Raw genomic sequence first — 21547 nt, forward strand, 5'->3', positions numbered from 1 at the left:
ACGAAAGCGTTATGTCATGTTATTTTTAGTGAGGTATGATATTTATCCCTTGTCGTAGTATGGAATCATAACGCTACAAGCCGCAGCTAGACAAGCCGGTTTATGCAAAAAGTATCGAGAACAAGCGTTTTCCCATACTACATCAATTTTTTTCAATCGTTGCTTGCAAAAAATGTTGTACGTGCGCGGACAAATTGTTAGCCAGGCAATCGAATTCTTGCACTGTACTGGTTTTCATGCCGCGAAGCCAGGTGAGCTGACGTTTGGCCAATTGGCGGGTGGCGGCTATGCCCATATCATGTAATTCAGTGCTGGTTATTTCGTTATCCAGGTAAAGACAGGTTTGACGATAGCCGACGCAGCGCATCGCGGGTGATTCAGTACCGAGTGAAGAAAATTTACCGCGAATTGCTTGAACTTCATCGACAAGACCATGCTTCAACATCGTTTCAAAACGATGTGCGATGCGCAGGTGCAATTGACTCCGTTCACTGGGAATGAGTGCGATGTTGATGGCCCGGAAAGGAAAATTACTTTGCCGGGGTGTTTTTAGAATTTCGGACATCGGTTGTTGTGTTAGGTGGCATACTTCAAGTGCGCGCTGAATCCGCTGACTGTCGGTGGGCTTGATTCGTGCAGCAGTTTCCTTATCCAGTTCCGCAAGCTTTTGATGCATGGCTGGCCAGCCCAGTTCTTGCGCCATGTTTTCCAGTCTCTGGCGAAGATCCGGGTTAGCGGAAGGCAACGGAGAAAGACCTTCCTGCAGAGCCCGGAAATACAGCATGGTGCCGCCCACCAATAATGGAATCTTATTGCACCGGGTTATGTCATGCATGATGCGAAGCGCATCCTGTTGGAATTGTGCGGCAGAGTAATGCTGATCCGGATCGATCAGATTGATCAGGTGATGCGGTATTTTGTTCAGTGTCGCCTGATCGGGTTTTGCGGTCCCAATGTCCATTTGGCGATACACTTGCGCGGAATCCACGCTGATAATTTCAACTGGGAAATTTTCCGCGATATCCAAAGCAATCCGGCTCTTACCACTGGCGGTCGGACCCATCAAGAAAATAGCAGGTGGCAACCCGAATGAATTTTGCATTGCTGTGATGTGGTAGTTGGATGAAAAAAGTCAGGCATCGGTTAAAGAAACAATAGCTTTGGGGATGCCATGGATTATTGTCGTTTTATCGTTAAATAGCCATTGGACAATCAGTGAAACTCGGCTAAACTTTGGTGAATTTAATTTTTCTAGGAACAAACCATTGAAAATCTTTGCTGCCGTATTATTTATCTTCATATTATATAGTCTAGGATCTGCACTATATTACATGTATAACGATAAAGGTAACTCCACGCGCATGGTCAAATCTTTGAGCATCCGTATTGGTTTGTCGCTTTTTTTATTTATTGTCATGATGATATCGTACCGTTTGAATATGGATACTGACTGTCTGGATATGGCAGCTGATTGCTTGGATATGGTTACTGATTAAAATGATTGCAGTATTCAAGGAATATTGATGCGCTTGTTGTATCAGTGGCCTTGAGAAAAATTTCCAAAGATGTCGCCATCATCGGCGCAGGCGCGGCCGGCATGATGTGTGCGATTGAAGCCGGTAAACGAGGTCGCAGCGTCATACTGGTCGATCATGCGCGAAAGCTGGCTGAAAAAATCCGTATTTCCGGCGGTGGCCGCTGCAACTTCACCAACAGGCATGCCACTGCGGAAAACTATCTTTCCGCTAATCCGCATTTTTGCCGTTCCGCATTAGCTCGTTTTACACCGCAAGATTTTATTGCACTGATTGAAAAACATGGCATTCGCTATCATGAAAAAAAATTAGGGCAATTGTTTTGCGATAACAGCTCGCAACAGATCATCGATATGTTGCAGCATGAATGTGCGAAGGCTGGTGTGGACTGGCAAATGCCTTCCCAAGTACAGCGGATTGAACGCGTTTCTGACAGTATCGATGAACAATACGCCAAGAACAAATTCCTGATCACAACCGAACGCAATATCGTTGCTGTGGATTCACTGGTCATTGCGACGGGTGGCTTATCCATTCCGCAAATTGGTGCCAGCGCATTGGGTTATCGAATAGCCGATCAATTTGGTATTCGTGTGACATCGTTACGTCCTGGTTTAGTAGGCTTGACTTTTAGCGCCGGAGATTTTGCAGGTTTTAAAGATATTTCGGGAATATCAGTCGATGCCGCCGTCAGTTGCGCTGGTGTTTCGTTTCGTGAGAATGTTTTATTTACTCACCGGGGCTTAAGCGGTCCGGCTATCCTGCAAATTTCTTCCTATTGGCAAACGGGTAAACCCTTGCATATTGATTTATTGCCACAGCAGAATGCACAACAGATTTTCTTGGAATATAGGCAAAGTGCATTGATGCTATCAAATTTGCTGGCGCGCTATTTGCCCAAACGGTTTGTACAGATCTGGTGTGTGGCGAACTTTGCTGAGCTGTCGATCATGACAAAACCAATGAATCAATTTCGTGACAATGAATTACGTCAAGTGGCGGATAGAATTCATGACTGGCAAATTGTGCCCAGTGGAACAATCGGCTATAAGAAGGCGGAAGTAACATTGGGTGGTGTCGATACACATGAATTATCTTCTAAAACAATGGAATCCAGGAATGTACCGGGATTATATTTCATCGGAGAAGTGGTTGACGTCACCGGTCAGCTGGGTGGATATAATTTTCAATGGGCTTGGTCATCAGGGTATGCAGCTGGTCAGGCTGTTTGATTGATAAGTGCAGATATCTTTTCTGGTTTGTGTATAACTTACCGATTGAAATATAGAGTAAATTTCGCAGTTGAGGTAATTTAAACAAATATACAGTAATTCATTTATTTACAATAGATTATATTTATAACATAGCTTTTACTATTTGAAAATATGAAAACAATCATTGATGAGAAAAACGAAAATATTGCTGACAATGGAAAGCCTGTCGTTTCAAGTAGGCAAAATATAGCGATTATTATCGGTACTATACTTTTTCCTGTCATTGGGGTTGCCATGGGTTATACCTTTTATAAGAAGGACAATCCGGCTGCAAAGAAAGCAGAAAGAAATTGGCTAATACTCGGAATTTTAATGTTCATAGTTAATATTTCAGTTGTAAGTACAATGAAATGAAAAAAGAAAAATTTTTTTGATATCTTTATGAGAATGTGCGTAATACATTAAAGGATCGTTTTTGTGATAAACGGAAGGTCAAGTTCTGCAACTGATAATTAATTTTTCTAAAATCTTCAGTGTGTGGGGTACTGATAATTAATCCTTGTAGATAAAGGGGAAATGAGAGGGGTAGGGGATTAAATCCCTTGGGGGAGGGAGGAGATTTTATGACAAATGACTTGACTTTGAGGGGTAAGGTCGACTAGCCTGAGAGGTGTGGTTAAATTAAGGGTAGAAAATAGGTTAATTTAACTGCCGAGATAAAAGCAGTACTAATTAATTAGTATTAGAAGTAGAAGAGTAAAAGAACGAGAAGTAGTTTTGATTAACAGTTAGGAGGTAGAAACATGGCAACAACTTACGGCACGTCAAGTGCATCAAGCGCAAGCTATGACATGTCACTGTGGTACGACTCGAAGTACTACAAACTGGGCATGTTAACAATGCTGTTGGTAGCGATATTCTGGATCTGGTACCAAAGAACGTTTGCATACTCACACGGTATGGACTCGATGGAACCGGAATTTGACAAAGTATGGATGGGCCTGTGGCGCGTACACATGACCCTGATGCCTTTGTTTGCGTTAGTAACCTGGGGTTGGATCCTGAAAACCCGTGACACCAAAGAACAACTGGACAACTTAGACACCAAGCTGGAAATCAAACGTTATTTCTACTGGATGATGTGGCTGGGCGTGTATCTGTTTGGTGTTTACTGGGGCGGCAGCTTCTTCACCGAACAAGACGCATCCTGGCACCAAGTGATTATTCGTGACACCAGTTTCACCCCAAGTCACGTAGTCGTGTTCTACGGTTCATTCCCAATGTACATCGTGTGTGGCGTAGCATCATACCTGTACGCGATGACCCGTCTGCCACTGTACAGCCGCGGCACATCGTTCCCATTGGTCATGGCAATTGCTGGCCCATTGATGATTCTGCCAAACGTAGGTTTGAACGAATGGGGTCACGCATTCTGGTTCATGGAAGAACTGTTCAGCGCGCCACTGCACTGGGGCTTTGTGATTCTGGGCTGGGCAGGTTTATTCTCGGGTGGTATTGCAGCACAAATCATCACCCGTTACTCGAACCTGACTGATGTAACCTGGAACGGCTCAAGCAGAGACATTCTGAACAACCGTATCGTTCCTTAATTCTGAATGCAGCACATCCTTCCCGCCTGTGATACGGGCGGAAGGATAAGAAGACTTAAGTTACTATGCAGTAATGAAAACGAGCAATAAGCAGACGACAAAAAGAAGCAAGGGAATCGTCAAGTTTTCATAATTTAATATCACACGAAATGAAGAAGGGAGGGTCTAGTGAGTAGAACAGACGAAATTTTAGCAGCGGCCAAGATGGTGCCGGAAGCGGTCAAGATGTCCAGATACATAGATGCGGTATATTTTCCGATTCTGTGTATATTGCTGGTAGGAACCTATCACATGCACTTCATGCTGTTAGCAGGAGACTGGGATTTCTGGTTGGATTGGAAAGACCGTCAATGGTGGCCTGTAGTAACACCGATTGTAGGTATCATGTACTGTGCAGCACTGATGTATTACCTGTGGGTAAACTATCGCCTGCCATTTGGCGCGACACTCTGTATCGTATGCCTGTTAGTAGGTGAATGGCTGACCCGTTACTGGGGCTTCTACTGGTGGTCACACTATCCGATCAACTTTGTACTGCCATCGACCATGATTCCAGGTGCATTGATGATGGATACAATCATGTTGCTGACCGGTAATTGGCTGATCACAGCACTGTTAGGCGGCGGCTTCTTTGGATTATTCTTCTACCCAGGCAACTGGCCGATATTTGGCCCAACCCACTTACCAGTGGTTGTAGAAGGCGTACTGTTATCAGTAGCTGACTACACAGGTTTCCTGTACGTACGTACCGGTACACCTGAATATGTTCGCCTGATTGAGCAAGGCTCACTGCGCACCTTTGGTGGACACACCACAGTGATTGCAGCGTTCTTCGCAGCGTTCGTATCCATGCTGATGTTCTGCGTATGGTGGTACTTTGGCAAACTGTACTGCACCGCTTTCTACTATGTTAAAGGAGAAAGAGGACGCATCTCAATGAAGAACGACGTAACCGCGTTTGGTGAAAAAGGCTTTGCACAGGGGATTAGATAATGAATATAAGAAGCATATTTAAACTGGGCGTATTAGGCCTGTATGGAGCAGCGATTGGAGCGGCATCGCTGGCGATGACGCTGACGTTAGATGTTAAGACAGCAGCGGCACACGGTGAACGCTCACAAGAACCGTTCCTGCGTATGCGTAGTATTCAATGGTACGACTTGAAATGGCAACCGAAAGTCACCAAAGTCAACGACATTGCGACGATGACTGGTAACTTTCACTTAGCTGAAGACTGGCCACGTGCGGTAGGTAAACCAACCCGCGCCTTCTTTAACGTAGGTAGCCCAAGCCCGGTGTTTGTACGTTTAAGCACCAAACTGAACGGCGAACCAACGTTTATTTCAGGTCCTCTGGAAATTGGCCGTGACTATGCATTTGAAGTCAGACTGAAAGCCCGTATTCCAGGACGTCACCACATGCACGCGATGGTAAACATCAAAGATGCAGGTCCTATTGCAGGTCCAGCCTCATGGATGAACATCTCCGGCAGCTGGGATGACTTTACCAACCCAGTAACCACACTGACTGGTAAAACCATCGACCTGGAAACATTCAACTTCAGCAACGGTATATTCTGGCACATCGTATGGTTAGGCTTAGGCTGCTTCTGGATTGGCTACTTTGTAGCGAAACCGATGTTCCTGCCACGTAGCCGCGTATTGCTGGCGTATGGTGACGAACTGTTAACCTCCCCAACGGACAGAAAAGTAGGTCTGGCAGTTGCAATACTGACCTGCGCGATTGTTTGGGGCGGCTATCGTTACACCGAAAGCGTACACCCATACACAGTACCGATCCAAGCTGGCGAATCGAAAGTAGCACCGTTACCGATTGCACCGAACCCAGTTGCAATCAAAGTAACACATGCTAACTACGACGTACCTGGCCGTGCACTGCGTGTAACGATGGAAATCACCAACAACGGTGACACAGCGGTTAACATTGGTGAATTCACGACAGCGGGCGTACGCTTTGTGAACGAACTGGGCCGCAAACACCTGGATCCTGACTATCCAAGAGAACTGGTAGCAACCGGCTTATCGATGGATGATGACAGAGGCGTTCAACCTGGAGAAACCCGTGAAGTTAAGATGGAAGCCAAAGATGCGTTGTGGGAAGTGCAACGTTTGATGGCTCTGTTGGGTGACCCTGAAAGCCGTTTTGGCGGATTGTTGATGACCTGGGATGAAGCAGGCAATCGTTATATCAACAGTATTGCTGGCGCGGTAATTCCAGTCTTTACCAAACTGTAAGAGAAGTTAAGTATCAACACCGGTACACCACTGTCGAAAGACAGCCGGTGTACCGGTTTTTTTTATCGGTAGAGAAAAGAGTAAAAATTTAGGGTATTAAAAGAATGCGGACAAAAGAATTGGCAAAATTAGAGGCGCTCATCCAAGAGGAGGATTTGTCGTGGTCAGGCAAATAGCACAAACGGGGACAGCAGTCTTTACACTTGTTATGGCACTGTATGCCGGCACAGCTGGTGCACATGGTAAAGTAGCGATGGAAGAAGACAACTGCATGCGCCGGATCGGCGAGAACATGATTCACCTCAGTACTTATCAGCCACAAGTAAACGAAGAAGGACATTACTGCACGGAAATACCCAAAGCGGGCAATGCCATACTCGTGATAGATTTAGTAGACCCTGCACTGCGTGAGATGCCGATAGGCGTAAAGGTTATGAAAGGCAGCAAAGCTGGCGAAGGGGACACGGTCACCAACCTGCACGCGGCGATGTATCAGGACGGCGTGATCAGCACGCAAAGCCCCCTCGAACAAGGGAAATATCTGGTATTGATTACTGCCGAAGGCGTACCGCCACTAAACTATGAATATCATTTACGGGTGGAAATGATCAACTATGCCGAAGTATTCAGAGCCACCATAGGACCGGCAGTCGGCCTATTGCTGACCACAATACTTGGGTATAAACTCATCCGGTCAAGACGTTTCAGAGACTGGCTGGCAACGCGCCGGGCCAACAAGAACTGAACAATCTGATAGCAAACAGAGCATATTAGAGACTAACCATTTATAGACACAGGAAATCCAAACGATGTCAGCAAGACTCATAGAAATGAAACAAGCATTATTCGCGGTTATACTTGCAACAGGTATGATATTTACCTCACAAGCACAAGCGCACGGTGGTTTGGCACTGGCTGAAGACATGTGCGTATTGACGGTAGGACCGTACCGGATGCACTTTACTGGCTACCAACCCTTATCGCAGGAAGAAGAATTCTGTGAAGACATACCGGAAACAGGCAAGACCGTGATCGCACTGGACTATATCCAGGAAGAGTTACGGCCGCTGAAGACAGAAGTGCGGATTATTCGTGACACGGGATCGGAAGCGAATCTGGACGAGATCACAGTATTCCACTTACCACCGAAGGTATACCCATCGGCATCGATTACGGTAGATCACACCTTTCCGGAGAAAGGCAAGTTTGTAGGGCTGGTGACGGTGACGGGTGGAGCGCAGGACTATGTATCACGCTTTCCGTTCTCGGTAGGTGAAGGCCGTCCGACCCCGAAAGCGGCGATTATTGCACCGGTTGTGCTGGTTCTAGCTGTTGCCGCTTTCTTCTTCTTGCGCAAGCGTAAATCTGCTAATCAAAACTAAGCGTAGTTTGTATCGAATGCTGGTGTGAGATCAAGGGTGAGTTGCGTATGGAACTCACCCTTGCTGGAAGAATCAAACAGCGAAAAATATATTTAATCTGAAAAATTGAGAGGAAGCTGTGCAAGAAAAGCCATCAATACAGTTTGTTATTAAAAAGATAGCAGTCCTTGCGTCTCTGGTGTTAATGTTTTCTTTTGCATTTCAAGCAAAATCAGTGATGGCGCATGCAGCGCTAATTAAATCCGATCCACCCAGAAGAGCTACACTTTCCATACCACCCAAACAAGTGCGGCTTTGGTTTAATGAAAAAATAGAAGGGTCTTATGCAGCCGTTACTGTACTCGACTCCAATAAGAATTCAATGACAGAAAATAACCCTGAAAGTGTTGCAGATGATCCAAAATCTGTTGTCTTGAGTTTGCCGCAGCTAGGATCGGGGCGCTACACTGTAAAATATCGTGTGATGTCGGTTGATGGTCATGTCATTGAATCAAGTTTTGATTTCAATGTAAAAGAATAAAATTGTAGCAAAATGATAGAAGTTATCGCAGCAATTGCACGTTGGTTTCAACTTGCAGCAAACATGATTTTATTGGGTAGCTGTATCTTTTTAGCTATCGCAAATACTGGGAAACGAGCTTACCTGGAAGCATGGATTGAGCGATTGGAACGTTTGTTCCCATGGCTGGCTATCAGTATACCCATCGGTCTTGTGGTAATGCTGATGACATCCTTAGTTCAAATTACCGGGGATGTTAGTAATCTGTGGCAGCGGGATGTCTGGTTAGGATTCATCAGTGATACGCGCGTTGGTCAAATATGGAGCTGGCGGACGTTATCTGCGGTATTTCTACTACTCATCATTGTTTTTCTTCGTAAATCTCCCAAAGCACGCTGGCAGTATATTTTAGTTGCTTTTGCTGCCACTCTTCCTTTGATCGCAGGCTCGCTAGCAAGCCATGTCGCGGCTGAAGAATTATCTGTATTGGCGGTTTTCCCTTATGCATTGCACATTATTCTAGCTGGTGTTTGGTTTGGAGCATTGCCGGCTTTTTTGCTATTGATTTATGAGAATAACAAAAATGCCAAGGCTAAGCGTGGCGACGCGCTGGAATATAAAACGTTGATGCGGTTCTCATCAATCGCATTACCAGTGATGCTATTGATTATTTTGACCGGAATCACTGTAGCCGATCGCATCTTCGACGGCTATTATGCCGCACTGGTTGCGACACCCTACGGTTGGTTACTAAGCATCAAGATATTTATCCTCAGTATCATTCTCTTAATCGCAGCTCGAGTCCGTGCACATTGGTTACCTTTATTAGCAAGCGATTCACAACTCGATAATGCGAGCCCTGGCAAAACAGGAATAAGAAAATGGGTGCGCATTGAATTCGTCCTGGCGTTGTTATTGCTATTCCTGGCAACCGTACTTGCCAATACAACGCCGGTAAAACATGCGCTGATTGAAAACTGGCCCTTCCCATTCCGGTTTTCAATCCTGGCAACCTGGGATAAGCCGAATGTGGCCGTTCAAGTATGGATTGGAATTTTCATTCTGATACTTGCGGCAGGAGTAATTCAGCTCGGCCAGCTGCGTAATTGGGGATTCAAACGTTTGGTCGGTGTTCCCGCGCTATTGCTGGCATCCGGTCTTGCCATTGCTTTGCCGCCGTTGACAATCCAAGCATATCCAGAAACTTATCGCAGACCGCTGGTACCTTTTGATGCAATGTCTATAGCGAATGGTGCCGCTTTGTTTAATCAGCACTGCGTTGAATGTCATGGTCATCAAGGAATGGGCAATGGCATCAAGTCACGAACGCTGTCGACAAAACTTCCCGATCTGTTAACCGAACCGCATACCTCAGAGCATACACCGGGAGATTTCTACAATTGGATTAGTTATGGAATGGTTAATACCGATATGCCGGGTTATGCGGAAAAAATATCCGAAGAGGATCGCTGGGATCTGGTGAACTATGTGCATGCATTATCGAGAGGTTATCAGGCGCGGATTTTAACACCGGAAATCATACCCAATAAAGCCTATATAAAACCGCCGCTCTTTTCTTACACGGAAAATAATAACGACAGCGGCACATTGCAGGATTTTCGCGGTAATAAAGCCGTTTTACTGGTCATTTTCTCATGGCCGCAATCCCAGGATCGTATCGAGCAATTAAAGCAAGCGTATGACCGCTTCAGTGAACAAAATATCGCTGTATTGGCAGTGCCGTCAAATGAGCTTGCCGCTGCTGAGTTAACTCAAATCGCGACTGAATTGCCATTCCCGATTGTTACGCAAGGTGCGGCCGAGATAGCTGCCAGCTATGCACTGTCGCGCCGGACGCTGACGCATCCCGATATTATCGGGCGGGGGAAAAATCATCCTGATCATATGGAATTTCTGATCGACCGGAACGGTTATATGCGCGCGCGTTGGATGCCATCAATCGATCAAGCCGGTTGGTCCGATATCGATAAGTTCTATCAGCAAATCAGTTTGCTGAATCGCGAAAATATGAAAATACCGTATCCGGAAGATTTTGTCCGCTAACCGATTGCTATTCACCGATCAGTAGAAATTGAATCATCAGCATAAGTGCTTCGGTAATTTCTGTCATTACACGGATGCAGAGATGCTCTGATCATACGGAAGAATCAGGGGCGAGCGTGACACGATAAGCTTTAGCATGATCTATCCGCACCTGCCGGATGCTGGCATGACGCACATCTATATCAAGCACTCGTTCGAGCGGGTGATGCAGAATATGGCAGACGATCATCCGGATGGCACCGCCATGCGTGATCAATAAAACCTTCTTCCCGCAAAATCGCTGTTGAATATCTTCCCAAGCTGTTAAAACACGTGCCTTGAAATCCAGCAAATGTTCCCCATTAGGCGGCGGGTAATCGAGGGGATTTTGCCAGAAGCGGGATAAAGCATCGGCATCGGTGTGCATCAACTCAGCACTTGATCGATCTTCCCAATCGCCAAAATGTATTTCCCGGATACGATCATCCTGAGTGACGGGAATCGAATAACGTTGTCCCAAAGCATGCGCAAAGTCCGCGCAACGTGCTAAAGGCGAAGTAACGATGTGCTGCCACTGAGTCGATTGACTGTTCACAGCATGCCACATTTGCGTCCAGCCGAGCTGAGTCAGCGGATAATCCGTGCTGCCGCAATAACGCTGGCTGTTTTCAGTTACGCCGTGCCGCAGCAAATCAATCGAAGTCGTCAAAGTACTATGGAAGCTCGTTTTGTTGCGAAACTTGCGCCTCGGAGAATGTCGCCATTTCATTATGCAATCTGCATGCCATGCGCAACAGATTCAGCGTCACGGCTGCGCCACTGCCTTCTCCAAGGCGCATCTGCAAATCGATGAGCGGATCGGCATTGAGTGCTTCAAGCACGAGCGCGTGTCCCAGCTCGGAAGATTGATGGGAAAAAATAAACCAGTCTTTACAGCCCGGAACAATATGTTCAGCGGCCAATGACGCGACCGTACTGATAAATCCGTCAATCAGCAGCGGCAAGCCCAGTTGCGCGCCATGGATATAAGCCCCCGTCAATGCGGCAATCTCAAATCCGCCAACGCGGCGCAATGCGTCCAATGGCGAATCTACTTGCGGCCGATGCAACGATAATGCGCGCGCGATGACTGTTATTTTATGCGCGATGCCTTGCTCATCCAATCCGGTGCCGCGCCCGGCCAGTAGTGCCGGTTGTTCATTCAGTAGAAGGCACGCCAACGCGGTAGCGCTAGTGGTGTTGCCGATTCCCATTTCACCGCCGATAAAGAGCTGCTGGCCAGTTTGCTGTGCGCGTTCAATGGTTTCAAAACCCGCTTGGAATGCTTGGCTTAGTTGTTTCCATGTCATCGCGGGTTGATGAGCAAAATTGGCTGTACCCGGCCCCAAGTAACAATGCCGCACATGGGTCAGCGCTTGCGTATCGTGTACGGTTCCCAAGTTGATAATTTCCAGCGAAGCATTCAATGTGCGCGCCAAAACATTGATGGCTGCGCCGCCGCGCGTGAAGTTTTTGATCATCTCACCGGTAACCGATTGTGGAAACGCTGATACGCCCTCGGCGGCAACACCATGATCGGCGGCAAATATGGCGATGTGCACGCGATCGGCACCGGGTTGCAGGGTGTTTTGCAATGCCGCCAACCGGATCGCGAGTTCTTCCAAGCGGCCAAGAGAGCCGGGTGGCTTGGTGAGTTGTGCCTGGCGTTGTTCCGCCAATTGGCGCATTCCCTGATTGGCAACGGCCAGAGGAGCGCTCAGCCAATGAAGGGTAGCCGGTTGTGTCATAGCGGTTCTCCTTTGAGCACCAGAGGCAGACCGGCAACGGTTAAAATGACTTGATCGCAATGTTGTGCCACTGTTTGATGTAATTTACCGGCTTCGTCACAATAGCGGCGGCTCAATTCGCCCATCGGGATGATGCCCATGTTCGTTTCATTGCTGACCAAAATCAGTTTGCTGGTTACCAAGGAGAGGGCAGTGAGGAATGCCGCGCGTTCGGCATCGAATCGTTCGACTTCTGGGTGGATCAACCAATTCGTCAACCAGAGTGTCAAGCAATCAACCAATAGACAGCATTCATTGTTGGCATGCTGCGTCAATGCGGAAGCCAGTTGTAGCGGTTCTTCGATGACTTGCCAATGATTAGGGCGCCGTATCCGGTGCGCAGCGATTCTTGCGCGCATTTCATCGTCCTCGCCAGTTGCGGTGGCAATGTATGTGACCGGCAATTGACTCTCCAGCGCCAAACGCTCCGCCAGACGGCTTTTGCCGGAACGCACGCCGCCCAAAATCAAAGTCCGACCGGATGTCATGATACCTGTGCAGGCAAGTTGAGCAACCGGTTCAACCGTGCGGTATCCAGGTATTGCTCGACACAATCCGCCAGCCTGTCGATGGCGGCATTACATGTCGTCTGGTAATTGGGTGTTTCCACCTGCGCATGCAATCCGGCCCAGGCCAGTAACTCGCGGCAAGCGGCAGCGGATGTGAAAATGCCGTGCAAATACGTTCCAGCTATCAAACCATCGCTGCTGATTGCGCCATCCTGACTTTGTGCTAAATGGATAAGCGGTTGATAGCACGTGTGATACGTGGTGATTCCCGCATGGATCTCGTAACCTGTCACAGTTGCATCGTTCAAAGATAAGTGTCCTTGGCAATTGCGCAGAATTTTGTTTGCTGCCAGTGTCGTTTCCATATCAAAAAAAGCGAATCCTGGCGCGCTACCGGCATTGCCTTCAAGACCGGTGGGATCGTGAATCAATTTACCGAGCATTTGGAAACCGCCGCAAATGCCCAGCAATTTCCCGCCGTAGCGCAAATGGCGGTAGATTGCTTGCTCCCAGCCTTGTTGGCATAACCAATCCAGATCAGCACAAACGCTTTTTGAGCCAGGCAGGATGATTAAATCCGCCGGTGGAATGGTTTCGCCGGGGCCGATAAATTGCACGTGTACTTGTGGATGCAAACGCAACGGATCGAAGTCGGTATGATTGCTGATGCGCGGTAGCGCCGGAATGATAATCCGGAAAAGTTTCTGCTCCGGCGATACGGTTGAAGTAGCGGAACAGGGCAAAGCGTCTTCGGCTTCCAGGTGTAAGCCCTGCAAATAAGGCAAAACGCCTAACACCGGTTTGCCGGTATATTGCTCCAGCCAATCCAATCCGGGATCGAGTAATTTTTTATCACCGCGGAAGCGGTTAATGACAAAACCTTGGATACGCGCTTGCTCGCTCTCACTCAATAATGCCAATGTGCCGGCGAAGTGCGCGAATACACCGCCGCGATCGATATCGGCAATGAGGATGACCGGACAATCGACCGCTTCGGCAAAGCCCATATTGGCAATATCGTGGGCACGCAGATTAATTTCCGCTGGTGAGCCCGCGCCCTCGGCAATAATCCGTTCGTATTGATTGCTGAGCCGCGTATGCGATTCCAGCACCGCTTTCAGTGCAATCGATTTATAGTCGTGAAAGCCATCCGCGTCCATGTTGGCGATGGCATGGCCGTGAATGATGATTTGCGCATTTTTGTCGGTATTGGGTTTCAGCAATACTGGATTCATATCGGTATGCGGCGCCAGTCCGGCGGCCCAGGCTTGCACTGCCTGAGCCCGGCCGATTTCTCCGCCATCGGCGGTGACGACACTGTTAAGCGCCATATTTTGCGGTTTGAACGGCGCTACCCGCACGCCCTGACGCGCCAGCCAGCGGCACAACGCCGTGACCAGCATGCTTTTTCCGGCATCCGACGTGGTGCCCTGAACCATCAGTGTTTGCGAGTTCATCGCGGGTATTCCGCAACGTTAGGGAAGTGACGCTGAATGAGAATCCAAGGGTGTTGCGGGCGTTGCCATGTAAAGAAAATAATCGGGCTAATAGTCATTCCGGTGGCACCGCCGAGTTGTTCCAGTGATTGTGAAAAAGCAATTCCTGCAGTGGACGTTCTTCCGCCCAACCTTGTAGCTTCAGCATCGGCGCGGGATAAAAAGCGTCGACATGGCCCAGACATAAAATAGCAACCGGCTTACTACCGGAAGGCATGTCGAGTAATTCAGCCAGCTGCATGGGATCGAACAATGACACCCAACCCATGCCTAATCCTTCGGCGCGTGCAGCCAGCCAAAAATTCTGGATGGCACAGGCGACAGACGCCAGATCCATTTCGGGTAAAGTACGGCGGCCAAAAATGTGTTGCTCGCGCCGGTCACTCAATGCGACGACCAGCAGTTCTCCGCATTCCAGAATACCGGCGACTTTCAAACGCATGAATTCGTCGCTGCGTTCCGCCAATGCAGCGGCGGTGCGGTGCCGTTCTTCTTCCACCATGGTTGCGATAGTACTGCGCAACTGGGGATCGGTGATACGGATAAACCGCCAAGGCTGCATCAAGCCGACACTCGGTGCCTGGTGGGCGGCGGCGAGCAGGCGTTTCAATATGAGAGGATCAACCGGATCGGGAAGAAAATGCCGCATGTCACGGCGTTCGGCGATCACGCGATAGATGGCGGCACGTTCGCTATCACTGAAGCAATGATTATTACGCATGGTGCTACAGATCGATTCCTTTCTGAGCCTGAATACCGGCGCGAAAGGCGTGCTTGACGTCGGTCATTTCAGTGACGGTATCCGCCGCTTCGCACAATGCCTCGGGTGCGCCGCGCCCGGTAATCACGACATGCTGCATGGCCGGGCGGTTTTTCAGGTCATTTAGAACAGTATCCAGATCCAACCAGCCGAATTTGATCGGATACGTTAATTCGTCGAGGATGATCAAATCAAATGCCGGGTCGCTCAACATGGTTTGCACCACCGCCCAGCCGCGGCGGGCTGTTTCCGTGTCGCGTTCCAGGTTTTGCGTATCCCAGGTGAAACCTTCGCCGAGAACATGCCAAGTGACATTCGGTTGTTTGCGAAAGAAGGCTTCTTCACCGGTATCCGAACGGCCTTTGATGAATTGTGCCACACCGACGCGCATGCCGTGCCCCAGTGCCCGTGCCATCATACCGAAGGCCGAGCTAGACTTGCCTTTGCCATTACCGGTGAGAATCAGCAATAAGCCTTGCTCGCGGTCGGCACGCGCAATCGCCGCGTCGATGACTTCTTTTTTGTGCTGCATGCGCGTGCGGTAGCGCTCTGCGCGTCCGGAATCGGTCATGCCATTATCCTGCCGAAGTGTTGCGTGGATTGAGTTGCTGCGCAATCAATGTAAACAGTACGTGAATCACGGCGGCGATACCGGCATAAAATACGAAGGTCTCGATATAAAGCGGGAAGTATTTGATCAGTTGTGTAACGAATTCAGCGAAACTGGTTTCGGCAATGCGACCGGAGAAAAAGTAGAACCCGCCACCGGAAAATAATTCACACAGCGTTAAACCAGCTACGATGCTGGCGGAAAGCGGCAGAACGGTGTTCCAAGCGAATTGGTGCCGCTTGGCGTACCAGCGTCCGGCGAGCCATAACGACGCATAAGCCGGTAGTAAGAAGAAATAGGCCGGTGTCATGCAAAAATCACTGACACCGCCCCAAGTGGTGGCGGCAACATCCAATCCCCAGCCCAAGGCAAAGAATCCCAGCAACGGCCATGCGGAACGCAGATAAATGCCGGCCAGAAAGAAGACCGCCCAGGAAGCGTCAGCGAGGTTATGCATCGTGGCAAAATGATGACTGCGGGTGAGCATCATTAAAACTGCCAGTAGCAAGCCAATAGCGATTTGATGGCGAGTGGATAAAGTCAGCATGTTTTACTCCTAGTTAGGGTTGATAACGTACCATGGCAAAGAAATTCCGCCCTGGCTGATTGTAGAATGCAGCGGTTTGGTAGTGCTCATTAAATAAATTTTCAATCCGCCCCTGCAAGCGCCAATGTTTACTCAGATTATATTCGGCACGCAGATCGAATTTTACGTAACTGTCCAATTTGCGGGTGTTGGATAGATCGTCATAGCGTTCGCCTTCGACCAGTAACATCGCGCCCAGCCGGTACTGGCCGAATTGCCGGTCGGCGTCCAGCCGGAATGATTCCGCGGCGCGCCGTGGCAGTATATTACCGCGATTTACCCCGGATGATCGATTTTCGGGATCCATCAGGGTCAGGTTGGTATTGAATTGCCAGCCTTTGATTTGCGCACTGAGTATGCCTTCAAAACCGCGAATACGCGCCTGATCGACGTTAGCGGGAGCGAAGATGCTGGCATCGTAAGCGATCAAGTGATAGATGTGATTTTCATAGATATTCAGCGACCAACTGCCCCAATCTGTTTTGCCGCGCGTGCCGAACTCAAAACTGCGCGAATCTTCCGGACGCAGATGCGGATTGCTGAAGCCGGGAAAATACAATTCATTGAATGTCGGTGCTTTAAATGCGCTGCCGAAATTGGCCAGCAGGCGGACATTATCGGTGAGCGAATAACCCCAGCCGGTGCCGCCGGTCACCCAACTGCCGAATTGCTGGTTGTCATCATGCCGCAGCGAGAGCTGAAAATTATGTTTTGCGACAGTGGCCTGATGCTGCGCGAAAACACCCCAATTGGTGCGCGAATTCACGGTGAAAGCTTCGGTGCTATTGATGTGATCTTTCTGATAATCCATGCCGATGGTCAATAAGTGATTGGGGTTTATCGTGAAATCGTTCAATACCGAAATGGTATCGCGTGTCGTGTTAAAGCGGCTTTGGAATAGGGTGTTGAGAAAATTATCCGAATCTTCGCGGCTACTGCCGCCGATCAAGTTGATGCGCCAGAAATCCATGAGTGAATAGCGCGCCGTTCCGCCAAAAACTTGTTGCATCACAATCCCTTTATTGACAAAACTACCGTCAAACTGGGTTTTGCCGGAAGATTGCATAAAATTGCCATCGATTTCCAGGCCGTTGTCGAAACGGTATCCCGCACGTGCACTGCCTGCGACATTGCGATAACCATCTCTGTCGTATAACGTGGGGTCGGATGAATCGACAAAGCAACCGGCATCGATGGAACCGGTACAGGCATTAAATCCGCGCGTACCGATACCGCTGGCGGTCATATTTAACCAGCCTTGCTTGCCGCCGTATGCGAATCCTGTGGCGCCTTCCAACGTGCCGTAACTGCCGCCGCCGAAATTGAAATTCGGCTTAAATCCGGTGCCGCTGCCTTTGCGTGTAATAATATGAATCACGCCGCCAATGGCTTCGGAGCCGTATAAGCTGGAACGCGGGCCGCGCACGATTTCAATGCGCTCAATCTGATCGACCGGAATGTTCTCAAAAGCGGTTGTGCCCGATGTAGCGGAGCCGACTTTGATATTGTCGATCATGACCAGCACATGATCGGATTCGCTGCCGCGCATAAATACCGCGGTGCTTTTACCGGCGCCGCCATTGTTTGAGACGCTCATTCCCGGCACACCGCGAAATAAATCCTGAATCGAACGCGCTTGCTGACGCTCAATATCCTTGCGGGTAATCACCGTGACCGAGGCCAGTGAAGCATCGGCGGTTTGCGCCGTTCGCGTTGCCGTGACAATCACCGGTTTCTCCTGATGATCCACATCCGTGGCAAACGCATTCATTGCCGCGCCAGGCCACAGCACGGCCATTGCCGCTAGACGGCATTTTTGCATGATTTGATCCCTTCGCGCACACCCGCGCGTCATCAATGGTTATGGAATGCGAAGGGAAATTGGAATGGACAGAAGAGCCGGTCGGTGCAATGAAAACCGGTCAACATGCCACTGATTGCCCGCCGCAATACCGTAGAAATATTCATTTCGGGCCGGTCTCCGGACTGATGAGTGGAAGCGATTCCACATCTGCGTCTTCCCGTGTGATGACACAGTGACATGTTGCAGATGGTTAACTCATTTACCGTTGCGGGGGCAGTGCTGGCTTTGTTGCATTCGACTGAAACGCACCAGCTTCCCGTTTAACCTTCAAGAACGAAACCTTGAAGGCACCTGAAATGTGAGCGCGAAACATACCTGACCGCTGATATATCTGTCAAGAAATTGTCTCTATTCCGGTATTGTCATCTTTATTGAATCCACCCGTTTGCCGGATAAATTGCGTACATGAAATCGCCGGTAAGAGTCGAAGTTATCCTGTGGTTAGGAGATGCGTATGACGGTTTCGTGTCCATTCATGCATAATCTTAATTTGTGCGGCATCGCGATGCCCGTTTGGACTTGGAGTGGTATGAAAAATGCAACAATCAGGTTTTTGAATGAATGGATCAAAATAAAAAACTCTATCTATGTACGTTAAAGTAAGTTGTTCTATTTTTGCTGTTATCAGCGTAATCCTATGTAGCTCCTATGCGCTGGCTGAGGCGGGATGTTCGCTTGATGCGAAGCTGGGTATTGGTGCACTGGGACGCATTGAACCGCGCTCCCGGGTGATTAAAATTTCCCATAACGCCGGCCCCGAAGGTGCGCGTGTTGAACAGCTCTTTTTTCAAGAAACCGATCAAGTTAAAGCGGGCGATACATTAGCCATTTTGTCCGATCATCTCAAGAAAAAGGCGCAGGTGGATGCCGCCAAAGCGCGCATCAAGGTGCTGGAAGCGCAGCGGGCTGTGGAACAAGCTGCGCTCGCGTTCAATAAACGGGAATACTCGCGCTACCAATCGTTGGAACATAGCTCCGCTACCAGTATTTCGCTGGCCGATGCCAAACGGTTAGCGCTTGAGCAATCCGGAATCAATCTGAAGCGCTTGTCGGCCGAGATTACTCAAGCGCAATCCGAGCTGAAAATAAACGCAGCGGAACTGAGCAATACGCAGATTGTTGCGCCCATTAACGGTACCCTATTAAAAATTTTTGCCCGCCCAGGAGAACGGATTGGCGATAAGGGAATGCTGGAAATGGCGGATTTGACCGAGCTGGATGTCGTCGCGGAGGTTTATGAATCGGATTTGCTGCGGATCAAGACGGGGCAATCCGGATGTATTCATGCCGTGGGTTTCAAACGGCCCTATCAGGCGCAGGTGAGGGAATTGGGATTTCTGGTGCGGAAAAACGATTTGAACGATACCGATCCCTTAGCCGACCGGGACAATCGCATTATCGAAGTGCGCCTGACGCTTGAAGCGGAAGCTGTGGCGGATTTGCGGCACCAGATTTTCCGCCAGGTTAAGGTACGGATCACGCCATAGCGGATGATGTAATGAATAAGCTGACCTGGTTTTACTTTCCCGCACGCCTGGCGTGGCGTCAGCTCATTTTTGATCGAAGCAAATTAGTGGCTGCGATGTGCGGGGTATTGTTCGCTTGCGTTCTGGTATTCATGCAATTGGGCTTCAAGGATTCCTTGTACGCCAGTGCAGCTTCCGCACCGGTCAAATTGAGCGGCGATTTATTTTTGATGCACAAACAAAGCGAGGCGATGTGGCGGCCGATCCAGTTCAAGCGCAGCGAATTGATGCGTGTTCTGGGAAATCCGGCGGTGGTGGAAGCTTATCCGCTGTATCTGGGTTTGGCGCCGTTCAAAAACATTAAAACTCATGTCAAGCGTACATTGATGGTTTACGGTTTCGATCCAGATTCGATGATCTTCAATGTTGACGAGGTCAAAAACAAACGGGAAGAATTGCGGCTCAAGGATACCGTGCTGTTTGACGAGTACTCCCGTCCAGAATTCGGCCCCATGCGCCAATTGCTCGAGGTGGACCGGAATGTGACGGAAATTAACGATTATAAAGTGAACGTCATGGGGTTATTCCGCATGGGTGTGTCGTTCGCCGCCGATGGCAATGTTATCACCAGCGATCTGAATTTCATGCGCATTTTTCCCAGGAGAAATCACGGTGATATCGATATGGGTGTCATCAAACTCCATCCCGGCGCATCGGCCAAACAGGTTAAAGCGGAGCTTAAGAGCGAACTGAACGAATTCATCAATATTTTTACCTATGAAGAATTGCTGAAATACGAGAAGGATTATTGGGCCAATACCGCGCCGATCGGGTTTATTTTCGGTTTCGGCACGGTGATGGGATGGGTGGTCGGTCTGGTGATTGTCTACCAGATTTTGTTTACCGACATCGCCAATCATCGCAACGAATTCGCGACACTCAAAGCCATGGGTTATGAGCACGGCTATTTTGTCCGCCTGGTGTTTGCTTCGGCTTTTTTTCTGGCAGTGCTAGGGTTTATTCCCGGTTATTTGCTTTCTGTGGGACTGTATCATCTGGCTGAATCGCAAATGTATATGCCGATGCCGATGCTGTGGAGCAAGATGATCACGGTGTTTCTGTTTATTCTTTCCATGTGTGTCATGGCCGGGCTGCTGGCCATCCGCAAGTTGAAAGATACCAATCCGGCGGATATGTTCTGATGTCTACAGTCATTGATGTCGAGCACTTGAATTTCAGTTTTGGCAGCGGCGAGTTAACGCAACCGGTGCTAAAAGACATCACCCTAGCCATCCGCAAAGGTGAAATCGTATTGATTACCGGGCCTTCCGGTTCCGGCAAAACAACTTTTCTGACTATTATCGGCGGTCTGCGCCAGGCTTTTCACGGTAGCGTGAAAGTCCTCGATCAACAACTCATCAACAGCAGCGAGCAGATTAGAGTCAAAGCCCGGCAGCAGATCGGCTATATTTTTCAACAGCATAATTTGCTCAAATCACTCACGGCATTGCAGAACGTCAGCATGACTTTGGAAATGAGCAATACACTGACAGAGCAGCAAAGACGCGGCCGCTCCGCGGAAGCGCTAATCGCAGTGGGGTTGGGTGACCGGCTTGATTACAAACCGGGACAGCTTTCAGGCGGGCAGCTGCAACGTGTTTCTATCGCACGTGCATTAGTAGGGCAGCCAAAAATCATCCTGGCCGATGAGCCGACCGCATCGCTGGATAAGCAAAGCGGTTATGAAGCGGTCAGTCTGCTGAAGCGATTAGCCAAAGAATCGCAAACTGCGATTCTTTTGGTCACACATGATTATCGCATCCTGGACATCGCGGACCGGGTGGTGGAGCTGGAAGATGGCGTGATCAAAAGTGTTTGAGTGGCCGCTGATT

General features: G+C 49.0%; 22 protein-coding genes and 1 riboswitch. Of the genes, 13 read left to right on the plus strand and 9 right to left on the minus strand.

Annotation, left to right across the window (positions count from 1 at the left end):
* Window positions 1-142: 142 nt before the first annotated feature.
* On the minus strand, window positions 143-1102 hold the full coding sequence (gene miaA, locus R2103_RS06215; RefSeq protein ID WP_317530626.1) for a tRNA (adenosine(37)-N6)-dimethylallyltransferase MiaA: 960 nt from the start codon (window positions 1100-1102) through the stop codon (window positions 143-145).
* A 16-nt stretch (window positions 1103-1118) separates the two neighbouring features.
* Here miaA and R2103_RS14370 point away from each other — a divergent pair, with 16 nt between their 5' ends.
* The 10 genes from R2103_RS14370 to R2103_RS06265 all read left to right on the plus strand — a co-directional run bounded on the left by R2103_RS14370 (window position 1119) and on the right by R2103_RS06265 (window position 10559).
* A complete protein-coding gene (locus R2103_RS14370; RefSeq protein ID WP_411172605.1) occupies window positions 1119-1496 on the plus strand; it encodes a twin transmembrane helix small protein in 378 nt (125 codons plus the stop codon).
* 59 nt (window positions 1497-1555) lie between these two features.
* Window positions 1556-2767, plus strand: a complete 1212-nt coding sequence (locus tag R2103_RS06225; protein WP_317532065.1) for an NAD(P)/FAD-dependent oxidoreductase — start codon at window positions 1556-1558, stop codon at window positions 2765-2767.
* Between the two features lie 153 nt (window positions 2768-2920).
* A complete protein-coding gene (locus tag R2103_RS06230) occupies window positions 2921-3163 on the plus strand; it encodes a hypothetical protein (RefSeq protein WP_317530627.1) in 243 nt (80 codons plus the stop codon).
* A gap of 389 nt (window positions 3164-3552) precedes the next feature.
* Complete coding sequence (locus R2103_RS06235) at window positions 3553-4359, plus strand: methane monooxygenase/ammonia monooxygenase subunit C (RefSeq protein ID WP_090322878.1); 807 nt, start codon at window positions 3553-3555, stop codon at window positions 4357-4359.
* A gap of 168 nt (window positions 4360-4527) precedes the next feature.
* Window positions 4528-5352 carry a methane monooxygenase/ammonia monooxygenase subunit A gene (locus tag R2103_RS06240; protein ID WP_090322876.1) on the plus strand — a complete coding sequence of 275 codons (825 nt, stop codon included), beginning with the start codon at window positions 4528-4530 and terminating at the stop codon, window positions 5350-5352.
* On the plus strand, window positions 5352-6614 hold the full coding sequence (locus tag R2103_RS06245) for a methane monooxygenase/ammonia monooxygenase subunit B (protein WP_317529822.1): 1263 nt from the start codon (window positions 5352-5354) through the stop codon (window positions 6612-6614). The genes R2103_RS06240 and R2103_RS06245 overlap by 1 nt, the downstream gene beginning before the upstream one ends.
* A 160-nt stretch (window positions 6615-6774) precedes the next feature.
* On the plus strand, window positions 6775-7359 hold the full coding sequence (locus R2103_RS06250; RefSeq protein WP_317529823.1) for a hypothetical protein: 585 nt from the start codon (window positions 6775-6777) through the stop codon (window positions 7357-7359).
* A 64-nt stretch (window positions 7360-7423) separates the two neighbouring features.
* Window positions 7424-7996, plus strand: a complete 573-nt coding sequence (locus tag R2103_RS06255) for a hypothetical protein (RefSeq protein WP_317530628.1) — start codon at window positions 7424-7426, stop codon at window positions 7994-7996.
* A 118-nt stretch (window positions 7997-8114) separates the two neighbouring features.
* Window positions 8115-8516 (plus strand): copper resistance protein CopC, encoded by a 402-nt coding sequence (locus tag R2103_RS06260; RefSeq protein ID WP_317530629.1) that lies wholly within the window; start codon window positions 8115-8117, stop codon window positions 8514-8516.
* Window positions 8517-8579: 63 nt separating this feature from the next.
* Window positions 8580-10559, plus strand: coding sequence for a CopD family protein (locus R2103_RS06265; RefSeq protein WP_317530630.1), 1980 nt, complete (start codon window positions 8580-8582; stop codon window positions 10557-10559).
* 91 nt (window positions 10560-10650) lie between these two features.
* Here the strand turns inward: R2103_RS06265 and R2103_RS06270 are convergent, their stop codons facing one another.
* The 8 genes from R2103_RS06270 to btuB form a co-directional block, all read right to left on the minus strand.
* Entirely contained in the window at window positions 10651-11307 is a 657-nt protein-coding gene (locus R2103_RS06270) for an alpha-ribazole phosphatase family protein (RefSeq protein ID WP_317530631.1), read from the minus strand.
* A complete protein-coding gene (gene cobT / locus R2103_RS06275) occupies window positions 11252-12325 on the minus strand; it encodes a nicotinate-nucleotide--dimethylbenzimidazole phosphoribosyltransferase (RefSeq protein ID WP_317530632.1) in 1074 nt (357 codons plus the stop codon). Before cobT ends, R2103_RS06270 begins: the two co-directional genes overlap by 56 nt.
* A complete protein-coding gene (cobU, locus tag R2103_RS06280; RefSeq protein WP_317530633.1) occupies window positions 12322-12852 on the minus strand; it encodes a bifunctional adenosylcobinamide kinase/adenosylcobinamide-phosphate guanylyltransferase in 531 nt (176 codons plus the stop codon). Before cobU ends, cobT begins: the two co-directional genes overlap by 4 nt.
* Window positions 12849-14330 carry a cobyric acid synthase gene (locus R2103_RS06285; RefSeq protein ID WP_317530634.1) on the minus strand — a complete coding sequence of 494 codons (1482 nt, stop codon included), beginning with the start codon at window positions 14328-14330 and terminating at the stop codon, window positions 12849-12851. Before R2103_RS06285 ends, cobU begins: the two co-directional genes overlap by 4 nt.
* Before the next feature lie 94 nt (window positions 14331-14424).
* Window positions 14425-15090 (minus strand): 5,6-dimethylbenzimidazole synthase, encoded by a 666-nt coding sequence (gene bluB, locus R2103_RS06290; protein ID WP_317530635.1) that lies wholly within the window; start codon window positions 15088-15090, stop codon window positions 14425-14427.
* A gap of 4 nt (window positions 15091-15094) precedes the next feature.
* A complete protein-coding gene (gene cobO / locus R2103_RS06295; protein ID WP_317530636.1) occupies window positions 15095-15700 on the minus strand; it encodes a cob(I)yrinic acid a,c-diamide adenosyltransferase in 606 nt (201 codons plus the stop codon).
* 4 nt (window positions 15701-15704) lie between these two features.
* Window positions 15705-16286, minus strand: coding sequence for a hypothetical protein (locus R2103_RS06300; RefSeq protein ID WP_317530637.1), 582 nt, complete (start codon window positions 16284-16286; stop codon window positions 15705-15707).
* A gap of 13 nt (window positions 16287-16299) precedes the next feature.
* Window positions 16300-18147 (minus strand): TonB-dependent vitamin B12 receptor, encoded by a 1848-nt coding sequence (btuB, locus tag R2103_RS06305; RefSeq protein ID WP_317530638.1) that lies wholly within the window; start codon window positions 18145-18147, stop codon window positions 16300-16302.
* Window positions 18148-18279: 132 nt separating this feature from the next.
* Window positions 18280-18499, minus strand: a riboswitch (cobalamin riboswitch).
* A 418-nt stretch (window positions 18500-18917) separates the two neighbouring features.
* Between btuB and R2103_RS06310 the strand changes: the two genes are divergently transcribed.
* The 3 genes from R2103_RS06310 to R2103_RS06320 are packed head-to-tail and all read left to right on the plus strand — an operon-like array spanning window position 18918 to window position 21534.
* Window positions 18918-19676: an efflux RND transporter periplasmic adaptor subunit gene (locus R2103_RS06310; protein ID WP_317530639.1), complete on the plus strand. Its 759-nt coding sequence runs from the start codon at window positions 18918-18920 to the stop codon at window positions 19674-19676.
* Window positions 19677-19687: 11 nt separating this feature from the next.
* Window positions 19688-20857: an ABC transporter permease DevC gene (gene devC, locus R2103_RS06315; RefSeq protein WP_317530640.1), complete on the plus strand. Its 1170-nt coding sequence runs from the start codon at window positions 19688-19690 to the stop codon at window positions 20855-20857.
* Window positions 20857-21534 carry an ATP-binding cassette domain-containing protein gene (locus R2103_RS06320; protein ID WP_317530641.1) on the plus strand — a complete coding sequence of 226 codons (678 nt, stop codon included), beginning with the start codon at window positions 20857-20859 and terminating at the stop codon, window positions 21532-21534. The genes devC and R2103_RS06320 overlap by 1 nt, the downstream gene beginning before the upstream one ends.
* The last annotated feature ends 13 nt before the right edge of the window (window positions 21535-21547 follow it).

Source organism: Nitrosomonas sp. Is24 (assembly GCF_033063335.1).
Taxonomy (GTDB): Bacteria; Pseudomonadota; Gammaproteobacteria; order Burkholderiales; family Nitrosomonadaceae; genus Nitrosomonas.